17 protein-coding genes are annotated in these 15,916 nt (G+C 38.6%); 10 read left to right on the forward strand and 7 right to left on the reverse strand.

The genetic code is table 11. The features are described from left to right. The first annotated feature begins 99 nt into the window (after positions 1–99). The 6 genes from AC5WOC_RS13805 to AC5WOC_RS13830 all read left to right on the forward strand — a co-directional run bounded on the left by AC5WOC_RS13805 (position 100) and on the right by AC5WOC_RS13830 (position 5,251). Entirely contained in the window at positions 100–582 is a 483-nt protein-coding gene (locus AC5WOC_RS13805) for a DUF2975 domain-containing protein (RefSeq protein ID WP_496055987.1), read from the forward strand. A 15-nt stretch (positions 583–597) separates the two neighbouring features. Further along, positions 598–813, forward strand: coding sequence for a helix-turn-helix domain-containing protein (locus AC5WOC_RS13810; protein WP_496055988.1), 216 nt, complete (start codon positions 598–600; stop codon positions 811–813). A gap of 84 nt (positions 814–897) precedes the next feature. Next, entirely contained in the window at positions 898–1,692 is a 795-nt protein-coding gene (locus tag AC5WOC_RS13815) for a DUF817 domain-containing protein (protein ID WP_496055989.1), read from the forward strand. Between the two features lie 256 nt (positions 1,693–1,948). After that, the gene (locus tag AC5WOC_RS13820) at positions 1,949–2,575 is read left to right on the forward strand and encodes a TetR/AcrR family transcriptional regulator (RefSeq protein WP_496055990.1); all 627 of its coding nucleotides are present in this window, start codon (positions 1,949–1,951) and stop codon (positions 2,573–2,575) included. A gap of 69 nt (positions 2,576–2,644) precedes the next feature. Continuing rightward, positions 2,645–4,042 carry a DHA2 family efflux MFS transporter permease subunit gene (locus tag AC5WOC_RS13825; protein ID WP_496055991.1) on the forward strand — a complete coding sequence of 466 codons (1,398 nt, stop codon included), beginning with the start codon at positions 2,645–2,647 and terminating at the stop codon, positions 4,040–4,042. 27 nt (positions 4,043–4,069) lie between these two features. Beyond that, positions 4,070–5,251: a cytochrome P450 gene (locus AC5WOC_RS13830; RefSeq protein WP_496055992.1), complete on the forward strand. Its 1,182-nt coding sequence runs from the start codon at positions 4,070–4,072 to the stop codon at positions 5,249–5,251. A 293-nt stretch (positions 5,252–5,544) separates the two neighbouring features. Here the strand turns inward: AC5WOC_RS13830 and AC5WOC_RS13835 are convergent, their stop codons facing one another. Together AC5WOC_RS13835 and AC5WOC_RS13840 are read right to left on the reverse strand one after the other, a co-directional pair. Next, positions 5,545–6,675 carry a DUF475 domain-containing protein gene (locus tag AC5WOC_RS13835; RefSeq protein ID WP_496055993.1) on the reverse strand — a complete coding sequence of 377 codons (1,131 nt, stop codon included), beginning with the start codon at positions 6,673–6,675 and terminating at the stop codon, positions 5,545–5,547. 352 nt (positions 6,676–7,027) lie between these two features. Continuing rightward, a complete protein-coding gene (locus tag AC5WOC_RS13840) occupies positions 7,028–7,465 on the reverse strand; it encodes a hypothetical protein (RefSeq protein WP_496055994.1) in 438 nt (145 codons plus the stop codon). Positions 7,466–7,884: 419 nt separating this feature from the next. Here AC5WOC_RS13840 and AC5WOC_RS13845 point away from each other — a divergent pair, with 419 nt between their 5' ends. Further along, positions 7,885–8,148, forward strand: coding sequence for a CD3324 family protein (locus tag AC5WOC_RS13845; RefSeq protein ID WP_496055995.1), 264 nt, complete (start codon positions 7,885–7,887; stop codon positions 8,146–8,148). Positions 8,149–8,243: 95 nt separating this feature from the next. On the opposite strand, the gene AC5WOC_RS13850 is transcribed toward AC5WOC_RS13845, so the two are convergent. Continuing rightward, complete coding sequence (locus AC5WOC_RS13850; protein WP_496055996.1) at positions 8,244–8,858, reverse strand: VC0807 family protein; 615 nt, start codon at positions 8,856–8,858, stop codon at positions 8,244–8,246. Between the two features lie 192 nt (positions 8,859–9,050). Between AC5WOC_RS13850 and AC5WOC_RS13855 the strand changes: the two genes are divergently transcribed. After that, entirely contained in the window at positions 9,051–9,875 is an 825-nt protein-coding gene (locus AC5WOC_RS13855) for an alpha/beta fold hydrolase (RefSeq protein ID WP_496055997.1), read from the forward strand. Positions 9,876–9,942: 67 nt separating this feature from the next. Here AC5WOC_RS13855 and AC5WOC_RS13860 read toward each other — a convergent pair whose 3' ends face one another. Together AC5WOC_RS13860 and AC5WOC_RS13865 are read right to left on the reverse strand one after the other, a co-directional pair. Next, the gene (locus AC5WOC_RS13860) at positions 9,943–10,284 is read right to left on the reverse strand and encodes a hypothetical protein (protein ID WP_496055998.1); all 342 of its coding nucleotides are present in this window, start codon (positions 10,282–10,284) and stop codon (positions 9,943–9,945) included. A 6-nt stretch (positions 10,285–10,290) separates the two neighbouring features. Next, positions 10,291–10,587 (reverse strand): hypothetical protein, encoded by a 297-nt coding sequence (locus AC5WOC_RS13865; protein ID WP_496055999.1) that lies wholly within the window; start codon positions 10,585–10,587, stop codon positions 10,291–10,293. A gap of 371 nt (positions 10,588–10,958) precedes the next feature. Here AC5WOC_RS13865 and AC5WOC_RS13870 point away from each other — a divergent pair, with 371 nt between their 5' ends. Next, on the forward strand, positions 10,959–12,299 hold the full coding sequence (locus AC5WOC_RS13870) for a hypothetical protein (protein WP_496056000.1): 1,341 nt from the start codon (positions 10,959–10,961) through the stop codon (positions 12,297–12,299). Positions 12,300–12,409: 110 nt separating this feature from the next. Here AC5WOC_RS13870 and AC5WOC_RS13875 read toward each other — a convergent pair whose 3' ends face one another. Beyond that, complete coding sequence (locus AC5WOC_RS13875; RefSeq protein WP_496056001.1) at positions 12,410–13,015, reverse strand: hypothetical protein; 606 nt, start codon at positions 13,013–13,015, stop codon at positions 12,410–12,412. 567 nt (positions 13,016–13,582) lie between these two features. Between AC5WOC_RS13875 and AC5WOC_RS13880 the strand changes: the two genes are divergently transcribed. Continuing rightward, positions 13,583–14,107 carry a hypothetical protein gene (locus AC5WOC_RS13880; protein WP_496056002.1) on the forward strand — a complete coding sequence of 175 codons (525 nt, stop codon included), beginning with the start codon at positions 13,583–13,585 and terminating at the stop codon, positions 14,105–14,107. Between the two features lie 789 nt (positions 14,108–14,896). Here the strand turns inward: AC5WOC_RS13880 and AC5WOC_RS13885 are convergent. Then, entirely contained in the window at positions 14,897–15,670 is a 774-nt protein-coding gene (locus AC5WOC_RS13885; RefSeq protein WP_496056003.1) for an alpha/beta hydrolase, read from the reverse strand. Positions 15,671–15,916 lie beyond the last annotated feature (246 nt).

Raw genomic sequence — 15,916 nt, forward strand, 5'->3', positions numbered from 1 at the left:
ATAACAGCAATAATATATCCCAAAGGAATATTTTTTTATTGTAAAACGATAAATGAAATGGTAAAGTCAAATTAATAATAAATAGATGAGGTGCTTTTTATGAAACGAGGTTCGACACTCTTTTTACGGATAGCTGTTATTCTTATTGGTATCCCAATCCTTGCTCTGTGCATATTTGTGGTGCCAAAGATAGCGGATTATGCAGCAGGATTATATCCAGATATGACTTCTATTAAATACCTTGTTTTCATCAATTTGTATGCAACAGCGATACCTTTTTACATTGCGCTGTATCAAACGTTTAAGCTTTTAAACTACATTGATACCAATAAAGCCTTCTCGGAATTATCTGTAAAATCATTAAAGATTATAAAATATTGTGCAATTACAATCAGTATCTTGTATTTCCTAGGTATGCCGATCTTTTATCTTATGGCTGAGATGGATGATGCTCCTGGGATCATCGCCATCGGATTGGTCTTCATATTCGCTTCCATCGTTGTCGCCGTTTTCGTTGCCGTGCTCCAAAGGCTTTTACAAGATGCAATCAATATTAAAGCGGAAAATGATTTAGTAGTTTGATAAGGAGTGAATAATATGGCAATTATCATCAATATAGATGTGATGCTCGCAAAACGTAAAATGAGTGTCACGGAACTTTCCGAGCGAGTGGGAATAACAATGGCTAACCTTTCTATATTAAAAAATGGAAAGGCAAAAGCGATTCGATTAACGACTTTAGAGGCGATATGCAAGGCTTTGGAATGTCAGCCTGGAGATATTTTGGAATACAAACAACAGGAAGAAAAGTAGATTTCAATATTTAACATAAGGTTTTCTTGATTAGAAAGCGAGTTGCTCATGAAGGTAACTACTCACAAATGGAGGCATCAATTCATGAGAGCAGGAAAACAGTTCATTCGTTTTGGGATAGAGCAGGCGTTATCTTGTTTGTTTCCTGTCGTTATTTTTGCTTCTTTGGCTTTTACAAAAATGATTCCTCTTCCTTTTTTAGCCCGGTATGACTGGCTGCTCATCATTTGCCTTCTGATGCAGGGCGGGATGGTACGTTTTGGTCTGGAAACACGAGATGAATTAAAAGTTATCACTTTGTTTCACCTGATCGGGCTGGGTCTGGAAATTTTCAAAGTACATATGGGTTCTTGGGCTTATCCAGAGGAAGGCTATTTTAAAATCTTTGGTGTGCCTTTGTACAGCGGATTTATGTATGCGAGTGTAGCCAGCTATCTTTGCCAAGCGTGGAGGAGATTCAATGTTGAATTGGTCAAGTGGCCGCCGTTTTTCGTTGTTGTTCTTCTGTCAACGGCGATATATGTGAACTTTTTCACCCATCATTTTTGGATTGACCTTCGTTGGGGCTTATTTGGAATGGTGATTATTATCTTTTGGCGATCATGGGTGACATATGAGGTGAATAAAACCCGCTACCGCATGCCGTTAGCACTTTCTTTTGTCTTGATTGGTTTTTTTATCTGGATAGCGGAAAATATCGCCACATTTTTTGGTGCATGGCAATATCCAAACCAAATTCATACATGGAGTCTTGTCCATGCAGGGAAGATAAGTTCTTGGCTCTTATTAGTAATAGTAAGTTTTCTTATCGTAGCGATATTAAAGCAGGTAAAGGAGAAGTCTGTTTCGCTGGAAAAGGGTGCATTGGAAGAGGTGTAGATAATAGGGATTGAAGGAGCAATCGGACAGTAAGCTGGTATAAGCGTTTACTTGACTACCTATGGGAGATTCTATTGCCGAGTCTGATTAGCCAACAGCTGACGCGATAACCACTAGCGATATTTTACTGTATTGTATGTTACCTTGTAGTTTCTCTCCCTTACTATTTATCAGTTTCATAATAGTGGTTGACATAATTCAGAATACATATATAATCATATTAAACGTTTAATGAATGAAATGAGGTGTGACTACGATGAGTGTAAAAAGCAAAACGAATCGAGATTTGCATGCAATGGAAAGAAGGCAACAAATCTTAGACGCTGCAAGGGAATTATTTGCGTCAAAAGGGTACCATGGTACAACCATGCGTTCGATTAATCAAAAAGTAGGTGTGACAGAAGGTTTAACCTATCACTATTTCCCAAATGGAAAATTAGAAATTTTTCAGACCATTATTAAAGAAGAACAGAGCAAGCGATTAGATAAATATGGAAAAATGCTAAATATGGTTCAAGAAGATATGCCAATTCGTGATGTATTGTTGTTGTTCAGTCGTCAAATGATGGATTTTTCTATTCCAGAGAAAGAATTGATTCAAATTTTATTTCGAGATAAGGACTTGTTAGAAGAAGAACAATTAAAATCTTTTATCACAAGTCAAGAGCCAATAAATCCGAAGTTTCAAATCCTCTTGAAGAAATGGGCAGAACGTGGGGAAATACGTGAGATGGATTTCGAATTAGCCGAGATACAATTCAAGTCTATTTTTCTATTAATGACATCACGAGAAATCCTATTGGGATTTAATATGCTGGATGAACAGAATTCCGAGTCTTTTCGAGAAAAAATGGTCGATTTTACATTAACTTTGTGGAAATAGGATGTTATCTCTTTTTTTTGGATTTAAATTCATTAATTGTTTAATGAATAAAATAGGAGGAATACAATCATGACAACTTCAAATCAAAAAAGAAATCCGATTTTTATCACTGCTATCTTACTCATTGGGGCGGTAGTGGGGCTTTTGAATCAGACATTGCTAAATACAGCTCTACTCAGAATCGTTCAGGAATTTCATCTTACAACCAATACAGCGCAATGGCTGACTACTGGATTTATGCTAGCTAATGGTATCACGATACCGATAACTGCTGTTTTAATTTCACGCTTCACTACGAGAAAGTTATTTTTCTCTTCCATGGGGATGTTTTTGATTGGAACCATTATTGCTGCAAGTGCACCAGGATTTTACGTTTTATTAACTGGAAGGATTGTTCAGGCAATAGGTGCTGCCATTATATTCGTGTTGGGACAAACGGTTATTTTAAATCTATTTCCAATTGAAAAACGAGGAACCGTTATGGGGATAGTCGGCATTGCTGCGGGACTAGGTCCGGGACTAGGCCCAGTACTTTCTGGTTGGATTGTACAAAGTTACTCATGGAGACTTTTATTCATTGGGTTAATTCCTATTATTGTATTGGACATTCTTGTTGCTATTTTCGTCTTACCCAATATAGGGGAAACCAAGAAATCTAATGTTGATGCGTGGTCTCTCCTTTTATCTTCGATTGGATTTGGCGGATTACTCTACGGTTTTAGTAGTGCAGGAAATCATGGTTGGAGCAGTGAGGATGTATTAGCAAGTCTTATCATTGGAGCGATAGCACTGGTACTGTTTATCAGCAGACAATTCAAACTAAAAAATCCAGTCTTAGAATTTCGCGTATTTCGAAGTGGAACTTTTGCATTCACTACATTGATCAGCATGGTTGTTATGGTATCGATGCTTGGGGCTGAATTGCTCTTACCAATTTACATGCAGGATATGCGTGGATTTACTCCGCTTATGTCCGGACTTGCACTGCTGCCTGGAGCTTTTGTTACAGCTATCATGTCTCCTATTGCAGGTAAATTATTTGATAAGTTTGGAGCACGTTGGCTTACCATTATTGGCTTATCTATTCTGATCATTACCACATGTATGTTTATGAATCTCTCTACTTCTACTTCCTTTGTCTGGATAACAGTTGTTTATGCCATAAGAATGTTAGTCATGTCTCTTGTACTAATGCCCGTTTTTGTGACTGGATTGAATCATCTGCCGCAAAAGTTAATTGCCCATGGAACCGTCATGAATAACACCATGCGTCAAATTGCAGCTGCGATTGGTACTGCGATTCTAGTAACAGTAATGACTTATTTTGGAGGATCATCTGTGCAGCACGAAAACGTCATGGAAGCTATTCAAGGCGTTAATACAGCCTTTCTGATTGTGGCAGCTTCCGCATGTTTTGCATTGTTGTTAGCTTTCTTTATTAAACCGGCTTCATCCAAACAAGCGTAAAAAATTGAATGCTAAAGGAGAATAAAAATGAATAAAAAAAATGTAATTCTAAATGAAATTAGTGGATTAAAAACAAACGAAGAAATGTATAATCCTTTTTCATGGTACAAAAAAATGAGAGAAACGAACCCTGTTTTTTTCGATACGAACCAAGGTGTATGGAATCTATTTCGGTATGAAGATGTAAAAAGAGCACTAGAAGATACAGAATATTTTTCAAGTAAAAGAGAGAAACCTTTTAAAGACGCCTTGATTTCAACAGATCCACCAAAGCATACGGAACTTCGTATGTTAGTGAATAAAGCTTTTACTCCTGCTTTTTTATCCAATTGGGAAGCGCGGATTCAATTTATTACAACGAAGTTATTTGATCACGTTCAGCATAAATCTACCATTGAAATTGTCCAAGACTTGGCTGTTCCTTTGCCTGTAACCATTATTGCTGAATTATTAGGAATTCCAACAGAAGATCAAAAAAAATTCAAGGAATGGTCAGATGGGATTGTACTTGGCCCAGAAAATTCGTCGCCTGAAGAAATAAAGAGAGCAGCGAAACGGAAACAACAATCTTCGGAGGAATTAGAAGCATATTTTACTCAAATCATTCAGCAAAAACAAAATGACCCACAAAATGATATTATTTCTACCTTAACACAAGCAATGGAAAACGACAGAAAATTAACAGGAGAAGAAATGGTTAGTTTTTGTAATCTGCTTCTAATCGCAGGAAATGAAACAACCACTCATTTGATTACGAATGCTGTTTACCTTCTAATTGAACAACAATTATTTCAGCATTTAAAAGAGGATATAAATCTTATTCCTAAATTTATAGAGGAAGTGTTGCGATATCGATCTCCTGCACAAGCTATTCCACGCAAAGTGAAAAAAGAAATCTGGATGAACGATCAAGTTTTAAAACCGGGTGATCATGTTATGGCTTGGATTGGTTCTGCAAATCGAGATGAGAATCAATTTACTCAAGCAGATCAATTTCAACTTTCACGTCGCCCTAATCGGCATCTTGCTTTTGGTAAAGGAATCCACTTCTGCCTTGGAGCACCACTAGCGCGAATGGAAGCAAAAATTGCTATCTCTGAACTCATACACCGATATAGTAGTCTAGCTTTCCATAAGAAATACAGACTAGATACGATCAATTTGGGATCAGCAAATGGATTAAAAAGCTTATCTGTTGATGTTAATTAGGAAAAGCGATTTTCTACTATTAACCGCTCCTGTATAGAATGAGCAGAGCTGTATTATTCTTTTTTACATCATATTAAGTTAAATAGGGCAATCTTCTATTCCTATACACGAAAAAAACAGTGATTTGATACAATATGGTTCTTTTTATTGCCAGTAACGCTTAATTCCGGTTTTTTGTTCGACTGTTCCCTAAAACCTCAATACCTTAGTCCTATCAAATGAAACATTGGATAAAGTGCTGCCCCCCACGAACCAGACAGGAACGCGGGGGGCGGGATGGGAATATTCGGTTGTTATGACAGAGTCTTAGCCTCAGCCTCATTGGCTCCAGCTGCCGTCAGTGCACGGTTGCGACGAACGGAAGAGCCGAACGACCAGGCGATGAGGATGACCCCGACGAGACCAGTGATGACCTCGTTGATCTCATACTGGATGGTGGCCATGAGGATCACTGCCAGCGCACCGATGGCGTAGTGAGCGCCGTGCTCCAAGTAGACGTAGTCATCGAGTGTGCCCTGGCGAACCAGATACACCGTCAGAGAACGCACGTACATGGCACCGATGCCCAGACCCACTGCCATCATCACGATGTTGTTCGTGATGGCGAAGGCACCGATCACACCATCGAAGGAGAAGGATGCATCCAGAACCTCAAGATAGAGGAACATGAAGAATGCAGCCTTACCCGCCAGCTTGACCGCAGTGCGCGGCTTGCCGGTACGGGCAGCCTCCTCTTCCTCATCCTGCTCGCGCTTCTCCTCTTCCTCCAGCTTGTCCTCGAAGTAGCCGGAAAGGCCGCCGACGATCATGTACGTGATCAGACCAGCGATGCCGGCGATCAGAACCGTCTGCGACTTGTCGACGTGTGCACCACCGTGCAGGTGGGCATGCGTCGCGAAGGTGAAGGAAGTGATGAGCAGCACGATCAGCGAAATGCAGACCGACAGCATGTCGACCTTGCCGAGCTTGGCAAGAGGCCGCTCCAGCCACTGGAGCCACTGGATGTCCCGGTCCTCGAAGATGAAGTCGAGGAAGATCATCAGGAGGAACATGCCGCCGAACGCAGCGATCGCCGGATGCGCATCCATGACGAGCTGCTGGTATTGGACCTTGTCGTTCCATGCCAGATCGACTGCGCTCCATGGACTGATCTTGGCGCTGATCGACACGATGATGATCGGGAATGCCAGTCGCATCCCGAACACTGCAATGATCACACCGACACTGAGGAAGATCTTCTGCCAGAAGTCGTTCATCTTCTTCAGGATGCCGGCGTTGATCACTGCGTTATCGAACGACAGTGAGAACTCCAGAACCGAAAGGATGAGCACGACCCAGAAGAACGTCCATCCCGCGAAGAAGAGTCCTGCACCTAAGCCGATTGCGGTGACCGCAAACGACCAACCGAATGTCTTGAGAAGCACAATGGCTCCCATCTATGTAGGACGAATGGGGGAATCCCATCTGACTTAAACTGATTATACTATGTTTATCAGAGAATTTGCATTTCTAATAGAAAAATAATTGATAACAATAGATAGGAATGCTTGATTTGAAGTAGAGTGGGATGTATTTGCAGTTTGATGTATTAGGCAAGTAAGGAGATTTCTGTTCAAATCCGCAGATTTTTTTCAATTGGAGGCTCTGCTTCGTCGTTGGTGCATGGCATCGATATAACCTAGATGTAGTGACAGAAGATAACTTGTTATAGGGAATAAGGGTGGGACAACTTTGCTTCTAGGAGTAAAGTTGTCCTATTGTACAGAACATCACAAATCAGGATCGAATGGATTTTGCCTGCCCCTGGAACTTGTCAGCCTCAATCATCAATCGCTTTCGTTCTGGAGAAGTAGCAAGCTCTTTCCAGATGACTGCTGCCAGTTTCGCCTCGTCGATGTTCTGGCTGCCTTCCTCTCGGCACCGGCGATCCAGTGTATCTGAGAGGATCTTGTCAGCACGGAAGTGACTGAGGACGGACTTCAGCATCAGTTGAATCGCCCTCTCATTGCCGTTGTTCATGATCTGGAGCAGCAACTGAATGCGTGCGTAGAACTTGTCTTCGTCGTACAGATTATTCTTTTTCCCGACTGGGATGATGTTTGCGATTTCTGTCTTCGCCATCTCATCATCGGAAATGACAGGCGCAAAGGAATCCAGTTCACTCGTGACATTATAGTAGTTTGCCACGTTGGTGAGCGTACCGCCATTGTACATGTTAGCCCATGAGAAAGGGCGACTAGGGGTGAGCATGTGAGTCTCCATACAGTCGATTGTTTGTTTGCATCCCAATTATAGCATACGATATGGTTTTCATTGTGGAGGATAAGCATCTTATGTTTGCGATAGAAGAAGATGTGTCTATATTGTCTTTGATATAATAAAACTAAGACTTTCATTCTCGTATTTCAGAAAATTATGCTTGATAATGAATTTTATTTTTAAAGGAGGTGGTTCTAGTGAAATTTAGATTTTCTCTATTACAGCTAGATTCCGCAACGTCTCATGCAAAGACTATTATCGGGAATGGCGATACTTTGCATGAGGAGGAGATACTCTAAATCGCCAAAGGTAACCTCTTCGATAATAGCTTTGCCCCTTATTTCAAATCATAGGAAAATAAGGAGCTGGCATAAATGGCAAGCAGAAACGCTACTGCTGTTCTACCGGAGAGACTGCTGACAGAGATTCAAAAGTATGTACAGGGAGAAACATTGTATATCCCAAAAACAAAGTCATCCTACAAGAAGTGGGGTACATGTACAGGCTCCCGAAAATTAATAAGTGAACGAAACCAATTGATCAAACAATCGTTTCAACAAGGGAAAACAATCGCTCAGTTATCCGATGAGCATTTTCTATCCATAGAGAGCATTAAAAAAATCGTTTATTCTCGTTAATGATAAAAGAAGCACTGATTCGAAAAAATCGGTGCTTTTTTTAGTATGTCAAATTTATTTCCTAATTGTTATCAGCATTGTCCAACTTTTGGGCTTCACATTCCATGTGTCATTTTGCTTTGTTTCTTCATCTGATTTACATATCGAACATTCCAAAAGATCATAATTCCCATAATACTATATTGCACGATTTGTGATGCAATCAGAAAAGCTGGAATGGATATCGTGTAAACAAGAACAACCTGTATGATTGTTATCAAAACCATCCCAGATCCCCAAACGAGAGACATCAATCGAAATGATTTTCGAAAACCTTCGTTTTCTTCCCAACGTTTTGCAATTATATCTTTGTTTCCACTAAAACGCATTGCAAAATGGTAAATAATCGGCTTTGAAGAAATCAACGAAACTAAAAAGACACCTCCCAAGATGGCAGTAATATAAGACTCACGTAACAAGATAAATCGTTCATCACCACCGATTACAGCTGCAATGATTCCGAGTACAATCCCCAAAAAGATAAAGGCTGAAAACGCATCTACCTTTTTATTTGTTATCAAGCTGTATACGGAATCTAGCATGGGAACACAAGCTGCAATAATAAGTGCAGAGACACTTGTCATATGCGGTTTTAACAGAATGTAAATGAGATACGGTAAAAAAATATTAACTAAGATTGTAATGAAAATTCCTATTTTTCCTTTTTTCACAATAAAATCCTCCATAGAAAATATTAATTCTATTTAGTATAAAATGCATGAAAGGAAAAAGGAATAGAAAGAAACATTTCTGTGAGTAATTTTTTGTATGTCAAATTTAATTCCTACTTGTTCTCTGCATTTTTTCTCACTCGCTCAAAAGGTACTCTTAAAAAGAAGATAAAAAGACAGGGGAAATGAAAAATGAAGAAGATAGAAAAAGGAACATTGGCGGTTTCAGGATCCACCCTCTACTATGAGAAACGAGGATCAGGTCCGCTGCTCCTTCTTATCCATGGTGGAAATGGAGATGCTGATTCATTTCCGATCGCAGATGATCTTTCTGATCGATATACCGTTGTCACTTATGACCGCAGGGGGCACCGCCGAAGCAAGCTTTCCGATGAAAATGAAGTTTACCAAATAAGAACACACAGCGAAGACGCAAGTCTTTTACTGGCTCATCTCACAAATAAGCCTGCATATGTATTGGGATGCAGCTCTGGAGCGGTGATCGCCTTGGATTTAGCTGCTCATCATCCCGATCAAATTAAAGTTCTCGTTGCATTTGAGCCGCCAATGCCGGAACTATTAACGGGATCGGAACGGAGACAAGCAGCAAAAACTTTATATAATCTAAATAAAAATTTCCAAACTGATGGCATTACAGCAATGGCAGAGTTCGCGGATAAAATGGGAATAAAAACTGTTCATAAGCCGGAACGACCTATGAACATCACGGAACAAAAATTAAAAGATATTCATTTTTTCATCTCGCATGAAGTTCCTGCCTTGAAAGACTTTGTATTAGATATTCCTAAACTGAAATCTGCATTGAGTCAGTCATCCATGAAAATCATCGCTGCTGCCGGTTCAGAATCAAGAGGTTATTTCCCTTATCGATATACAGAAGCACTAGCAGAACATCTCGAATTACCGATAACTGAATTTCCTGGTAATCATGTGGGATTGGTAGTATATCCTCAGGAATTTGCTAAGAAATTAGATCTAACCTTTCACAATAGTTGAGATTTAGAAGATAAATCCCTCCTATGTTGGAGGGTTCTTAAGTAGTAATGAGATGAAATTGCTATTGTTAATTATCACAGATTTCCATTCCTTTTCCAGCAGCAAAGATATCATAGCTTTTCCCATGCACATAAGTCATATTACCCATGTCCACTACTTGGGCATCGAGTAGAACGATTTCGATCTGTTCTCCATTTACACATGTGAGCAAAAGTTTATTTACCTTTTTTGTAGCAAGAGAAGGTTTTGTATAAGGTTTTTCATCTAGTAAATAATCTATTCGCAGTTCACTTCCTCCAATGGAAGTCAAAAAGCGATTATAAAACCGCCACTCCGTCATCGATCTTAAAGCCTCATCGAATGCTTTCACTTTTTCCGGACAACCTTCTACTTGTAATTGTAAAGCCATTTTTATTCACCTTTTTTCGATAGAATTACAAATTTGCTGCAATCTTAGTATTTCCATGCGAATGACTGCGTGAACCCATTGTTCATTGTCATCTCTTCCATTGGGAAATAAATACCTTGCAATATATCCTCTTCCGATGTGATAGAGCTCATCTATTACTTGTGACTTATGGTGATGCATCTGATCAGCGGAATACTGATATTTATCTGCTATCTCTTGCAGAGAGGTTGTTACTTCCAGCGGGATCGTTCTATTTTCGATCATCCAATCGAGAGTCAATCTGTTGTGAGGAGAAGAGTTCATAGCAGCTCATTTATTAAGATACCTCCTTATTATTTTTTAAATATTCAATAAATAAAAATTTGAAATATCTCTAGTAGTTTGCTTTTTGGTAGTAAAGATCCTATTTCCATTTACTTACACGAATTTGTATCTGTCTAAATTATAGCGAGAAGCATGAATTTCCATCAATAGCCAATTTTTCAGTGCATTTTGCCGAGATGACTGAATATATCCAACGATCAGAAACACACCAAGTCTGAAAACAGCATCCTTCCGCCAACTATTTCATCGATTTTCACAATTCCCAATGAAAAATGAATATTTGCTAATAAGTGTCGAATCTATCATAATATGGCTTAAATTTATGAATGCAATGTGAGCGGGGGGAATAAATGGACTTTCAAAACGATCTGCCCTTTCTTGCTTATCTCGCCAGAAAGATCAGAATGGATCAAGGGCTTACACTGGAAAACTTAAAAGACGACAATATTTCCGTTGGCACTATCTCTAATATTGAAAATATGGAAGGCAACCCTTCGGAGAGTAAGGTCTACTACTTATTTCAGGCTCTTGGATATGATAGAGAGGGAGTGGAGGAGTTAAAGAGGCGGGAATTGTTGGCGATAGAGATATTGAGGAGAAAGTTGGAATGTGTGGAGAGTATGTTGGATGATCAAGATTTAGCTCAAGCAAAGAGGCTACTGAGCAGATACATGCCTAGTGAATACCATGCTTTATTCCCCTATGCTAATTACTTAAAAGGATTACAAGCATTTGCTCATAATGACGTAGAAAGAGCCAAAAAACTTTGGAATAAGTCATTGGAGATTTGTAAGAAACAGATACTACACGTTAAAGAACATTTAATAGCAAAATGTTATAACGATTTAAGCGCTTGTTGTTATCAGCAAAATGAACTGCAAAAAGCGATTTATTATGTAGAAAAAGGACTGGAGCAGGTTGAAGGGGAAGAGCAAAACGAAATCAAATACGTGTTAATATGCAATCACATCTTTTATCTGTACAAATTTGGTCGCACAAAAGAAGCATACACACAAATAAATCAAATTTGGTCGTCTATCCATCATATTCAAAGCATGCGAGTAAAACTGCTTTTGTATAAATCACATTGTTTTCTTTTGATGAGAAGTAATATGTTAGAAGAAGCTGAACAATGTTGCAAAGATAGTATAGAAATTGCTCAACGGAATTTATCTCAAAAGAGTCTATTACTTGATTTTTTAAACATTCTAGGCAGCATCTATTTAAAACAAAAAAACTATGAACTAGCATTGGATTATTTTCACCTTATACTAGAGTTAGATTCTGAACAGAAATCCCCACGGAGGCATGCAGATGCCTATACTTGTTTGATTAATTTATATACAATCCATAGTGATTGGGTAAAAGCAAAAGAGTGCATGGAACAGGCTCTATTAATCGGTAGAGAGGTTCAAGATGAAGTTCGATTGGTAAAAATGCTTATTGTCTCTGGGATTTGTATGAAAAAACAAGAGCAACATGAGAAGGCAATAGCCTACTTTAAAGAAGCTATTTCACTTTGTGATAAACATGAATATTTAGACCGCAAATATACTGCTGTGTATGAATTAACTGGTTGTTTTGATAAAATTAATGATAGAAAAGAATTTTCTCAGTGGGCAGAGGAGTTATATTATCTGCAAAGGAAAATTGGCTGGACGTTAGAGGAGGATTTGTATGATATTCTGTAATCGATCGGTATCCTTTATGGGTGATGATGATGAAACTGCACGATAATAAATAGGATAAAAAAGACACCAGTTCTCCAAGGATTGGTGTCTGTTAGATTAGAGATGGTTTATCAATGTTTTTTAACTGGCATAAAGATATGATTGGAAACTATTTGTAATGGGGTTGTTTGATAATTCGTTAATACGATTGTAGAAAAACATCGATTTTCCGTTTCTCTGTTAAAAAGTCGGATATTTTGTATTTGACTAAGAAAATTAGCAGTACCATAACTACCCATCGCATGAATTCCAGCTATTAGAATAAAAGTATCTTCTCTTTCACGGTGAAAACGAAGTCTGCCTAAGTATGCTATATCTTTTTGTTCTGGCTGCTCTTTGTCCATCGGAGATATTAATTCATTATGACTTGATAGATCAACAAATTTCCATTGACTACTTGCATCTTCACGGAATTGATAATAGGGGTCTATTTCAAGGAGTTTTTTTATCGTTGGAGACGTTTTTGGTCCACATATAACAATATCTCCCGTAGTAAAATTCATATCTATATCATTAGGTAGATAGGATAGGCTGGGGTGAGCTCCATGTTTTCGAACAAACTCAGCTAATGTATTTGCTGCTAAAAAATCTTCGGAGGCGATAACAGGCAGTTCTCTACCGAGGTCGCGTGAAGGGAAGAAAATGTTTACTTTTTGAGCTCCAAAAAATTTTTCCACACTTTTCTTTTTTTCCATTTAAATTACCGAAGATTAAAAGTCCCAATAATAGGATTTCTTTTTTATCAGGAACATTTTATACAAATGTGGGAGGCAGATTATTGAATAATGTTGGTGCGTGGATGATCAATAATCACTCCCGTTTCCCGTGCATGCGAGAGAATGTGGTGTAGAAGTTGCAATGGATCAAGAACAAAAAATCAACAAAGTTTCTGTATTGATAGTAGGTGGAAGTATACAACATCCATTGTTAAGAAGATGCTGTTTAATGCTTGTTGCCATTTATAAAAACCGGAATTTATTAACAAAATATTTAAATTTATCTTGAAGAATCCACCACAAATTCTATGTACATATTTAAGCAGAGCGATACACTCTTATTAGAAGACTATGTGGTAGAAGTCACCATCAGAAAAGCGGAAGAATTCCTTCGACAGAAAAAATACTTAACCGGAAAATATGGGATTTTTGTGAAAAATATATAATATTACATATATTGTATTTACATTTCATCCCTATTTGTTAAAATATTAGTAGATTTAAATACTAATTAAAGGTGGTATGAATTTGAAAAAATATTTTTCTTTGCTAGTCGCTTTTGCCATTTGTTTTTCGCTATTATTCACAACTCCAATATCGGGTAATGCCCAAGTAGAACCAGCAAAGTTCGACACTAGCAAAGACTATTACATCGTTCCCTCTTTCAATAAAACACGTGCTTTAACTTATCAGCAGGCTATGAGTAATTGGGATTATGTCCGCCTCTCATCTCAAAACGGGTCAAGTGAAACATATCCAGAAGGCACACCTATTCGACTTGTCGAAGATGGTAATGGTAGATATGCTATCCAAATGAAACAAACCACCCATAGCGGATATGATACTTTTTCTATTAACCAAAGTAGCTATAGCATGTGGAATAATTATATCTACCTAGATAAAATGTCAGTTGGTTATAGATTTACTTTTAAACCATATCAGGATGGTTATATTATTGAACATGAAAACAACGGTTGGTACTTAAATTTTGCTGACCAATGGTTAGACGTTTCAAAGACCCCTCAGAAGTTCTTTTTAGTACCTGCTGAGTAATCTTTTAGCCCTACAACTATAAATTCTTTTGCTATGTTTAAATTCATAAAAAATCCCGACACTTTCTGATTCGGGATTTTTTAGCATAGAGTCATATGTCTGAATTATTGTCTAAACAGTGGAACCATTTCGAATGATTTAATAAGGTTTCTGGACGGTGAAAAGTTAAGATCTCTCTTGCTCTTGGCTTTAGATCGCGATAATCAGTAAAACGGTCCGTACACCATTGCTTTTGAAAACAAAAGGAAGAGGATCATTATTTAAATATTTCCATTTGCTAGTAGCGTAATTAGATAATTGTTCTACAAAAATTAACTTGTGATCATCTTTTTTTTTGCTTCAATCACACCTACTGGTTTACGATCAACAAAGAGGATATAATCAACGGTACCTACATCTGTTTGGTATTTGATATTTATTGTTGTCCTAATCAATAAATAAAGTTGATTTTTAGGGTTAAAAGAAAATAAATCATTTAATAATGTTGCATTGGGTAAAGAAGAAGAGGAATAAGATAAAAAGAGGACAACTCGATTTAGAGTTGTCCTCTTTCTCGTATTATGGCTTTAACAGTGATTGCAAGTGTGCGAAGCTTCCCTAATGAAAACATAGATGTTCAGGCTATATTGTGAGAAAGAAAGCAGAAAAAGCGCCATCATTCCTTTTTAATCCTAAAGAAAGAATATCATGTTTTTTTCTCTCTTCGTTTTAAAAAAAGATATTAAAAATCTATATTTACATACCATTATTCTCGCTCGGCGGCTGTCCCAATGGAAAGCCGCCTTGATCTCAGTTGATGATCATTCCTCGGATCACTTTCCTGAGCTCCATCCATGCCTCTCGCTCAGGAAAACCATGGGTTCCATCGATTGTGATGATGGAGACATCATTCCCGAATTTGCTTTGCAGAACTTGAAGGCTGTTGGGTCGAAAGACACCGTCGTTTGCCGACTGGATAAAGATCAGGTCCTTGACACCCAAGTTCCCCAACTCGGATTCCAGTAGACACCTGACCAGCTCCATGATTTCTACTACCGCTGAGATTGGAAACAGCTTGAACGCCAGTCCTTGCTTGAGGTACTGGCGATGATGCCGTTCGCTGATCCTTGGAACATTCGGGACGAATACCCATTCCAAGACCCACCGCGGGACATGCTTACCAATCTGCCTGATAAGCTGAGTGGACACTCCCTTGATGTTGACGGGAGGGTTGATCAAACGTACCTTGACTCGGTCGAGCTTGATTTTTTTTTCACGCAGCTCGATGAGTGCCTTTAGAGCAATCGCAGCCCCTGAAGAGTCAGCGACGAGGTAGATATTCTCTACTTTTTTGTCCTGAAGAAGCGGCTCCAAGACCTTTTTGATCTTGTCGACCCACTCACTCGCTGTACTCTTGGCAAGAGCACGGTAGTTGGAGTCATGTCCAGGGAGTGTGGGAATGTTTGTATAGATACCACACTCCAGAAAGACACCTGCAATTCCGCCTGCCTTGTCTGGTGACATTTCAAGCCGAGCCGGTCCAGAAGCAACGGGATAAACCAGCACAGCTACACTTCTACCCATGACTTTCCTTTCTTTGTTCGGATAGGTTGGGATCTAATCTATCTTACATATTATCAGAAAAGGGCGGAAAGAAAAAAAGACACCCTAAAGATGGAAATTTCTTACACTACATAAAAGGCGCGCAAGATTACTTCTCGTTTTCATTTCACTTCACTGATTGGTATGGGGTGGGGAACTAATCCTAAATCCTGTATTAATTATGTAGCTAATAACAGATTGGTTCCTTACAGTGCTCTTGCTGCATTT

Source organism: Shimazuella sp. NTD247 (assembly GCF_059510415.1).

Bases quoted from the DNA above. Each gene is read 5' to 3' on its own strand.
- AC5WOC_RS13815 (WP_496055989.1), top strand. From the start codon at position 898: ATGAGAGCAGGAAAACAGTTCATTCGTTTTGGGATAGAGCAGGCGTTA.
- AC5WOC_RS13825 (WP_496055991.1), top strand. From the start codon at position 2,645: ATGACAACTTCAAATCAAAAAAGAAATCCGATTTTTATCACTGCTATC.
- AC5WOC_RS13885 (WP_496056003.1), bottom strand. From the start codon at position 15,670: ATGGGTAGAAGTGTAGCTGTGCTGGTTTATCCCGTTGCTTCTGGACCG.
- AC5WOC_RS13840 (WP_496055994.1), bottom strand. From the start codon at position 7,465: ATGTACAATGGCGGTACGCTCACCAACGTGGCAAACTACTATAATGTC.
- AC5WOC_RS13830 (WP_496055992.1), top strand. From the start codon at position 4,070: ATGAATAAAAAAAATGTAATTCTAAATGAAATTAGTGGATTAAAAACA.
- AC5WOC_RS13810 (WP_496055988.1), top strand. From the start codon at position 598: ATGGCAATTATCATCAATATAGATGTGATGCTCGCAAAACGTAAAATG.
- AC5WOC_RS13865 (WP_496055999.1), bottom strand. From the start codon at position 10,587: ATGAACTCTTCTCCTCACAACAGATTGACTCTCGATTGGATGATCGAA.
- AC5WOC_RS13860 (WP_496055998.1), bottom strand. From the start codon at position 10,284: ATGGCTTTACAATTACAAGTAGAAGGTTGTCCGGAAAAAGTGAAAGCA.
- AC5WOC_RS13855 (WP_496055997.1), top strand. From the start codon at position 9,051: ATGAAGAAGATAGAAAAAGGAACATTGGCGGTTTCAGGATCCACCCTC.
- AC5WOC_RS13805 (WP_496055987.1), top strand. From the start codon at position 100: ATGAAACGAGGTTCGACACTCTTTTTACGGATAGCTGTTATTCTTATT.
- AC5WOC_RS13870 (WP_496056000.1), top strand. From the start codon at position 10,959: ATGGACTTTCAAAACGATCTGCCCTTTCTTGCTTATCTCGCCAGAAAG.
- AC5WOC_RS13845 (WP_496055995.1), top strand. From the start codon at position 7,885: ATGGCAAGCAGAAACGCTACTGCTGTTCTACCGGAGAGACTGCTGACA.
- AC5WOC_RS13820 (WP_496055990.1), top strand. From the start codon at position 1,949: ATGAGTGTAAAAAGCAAAACGAATCGAGATTTGCATGCAATGGAAAGA.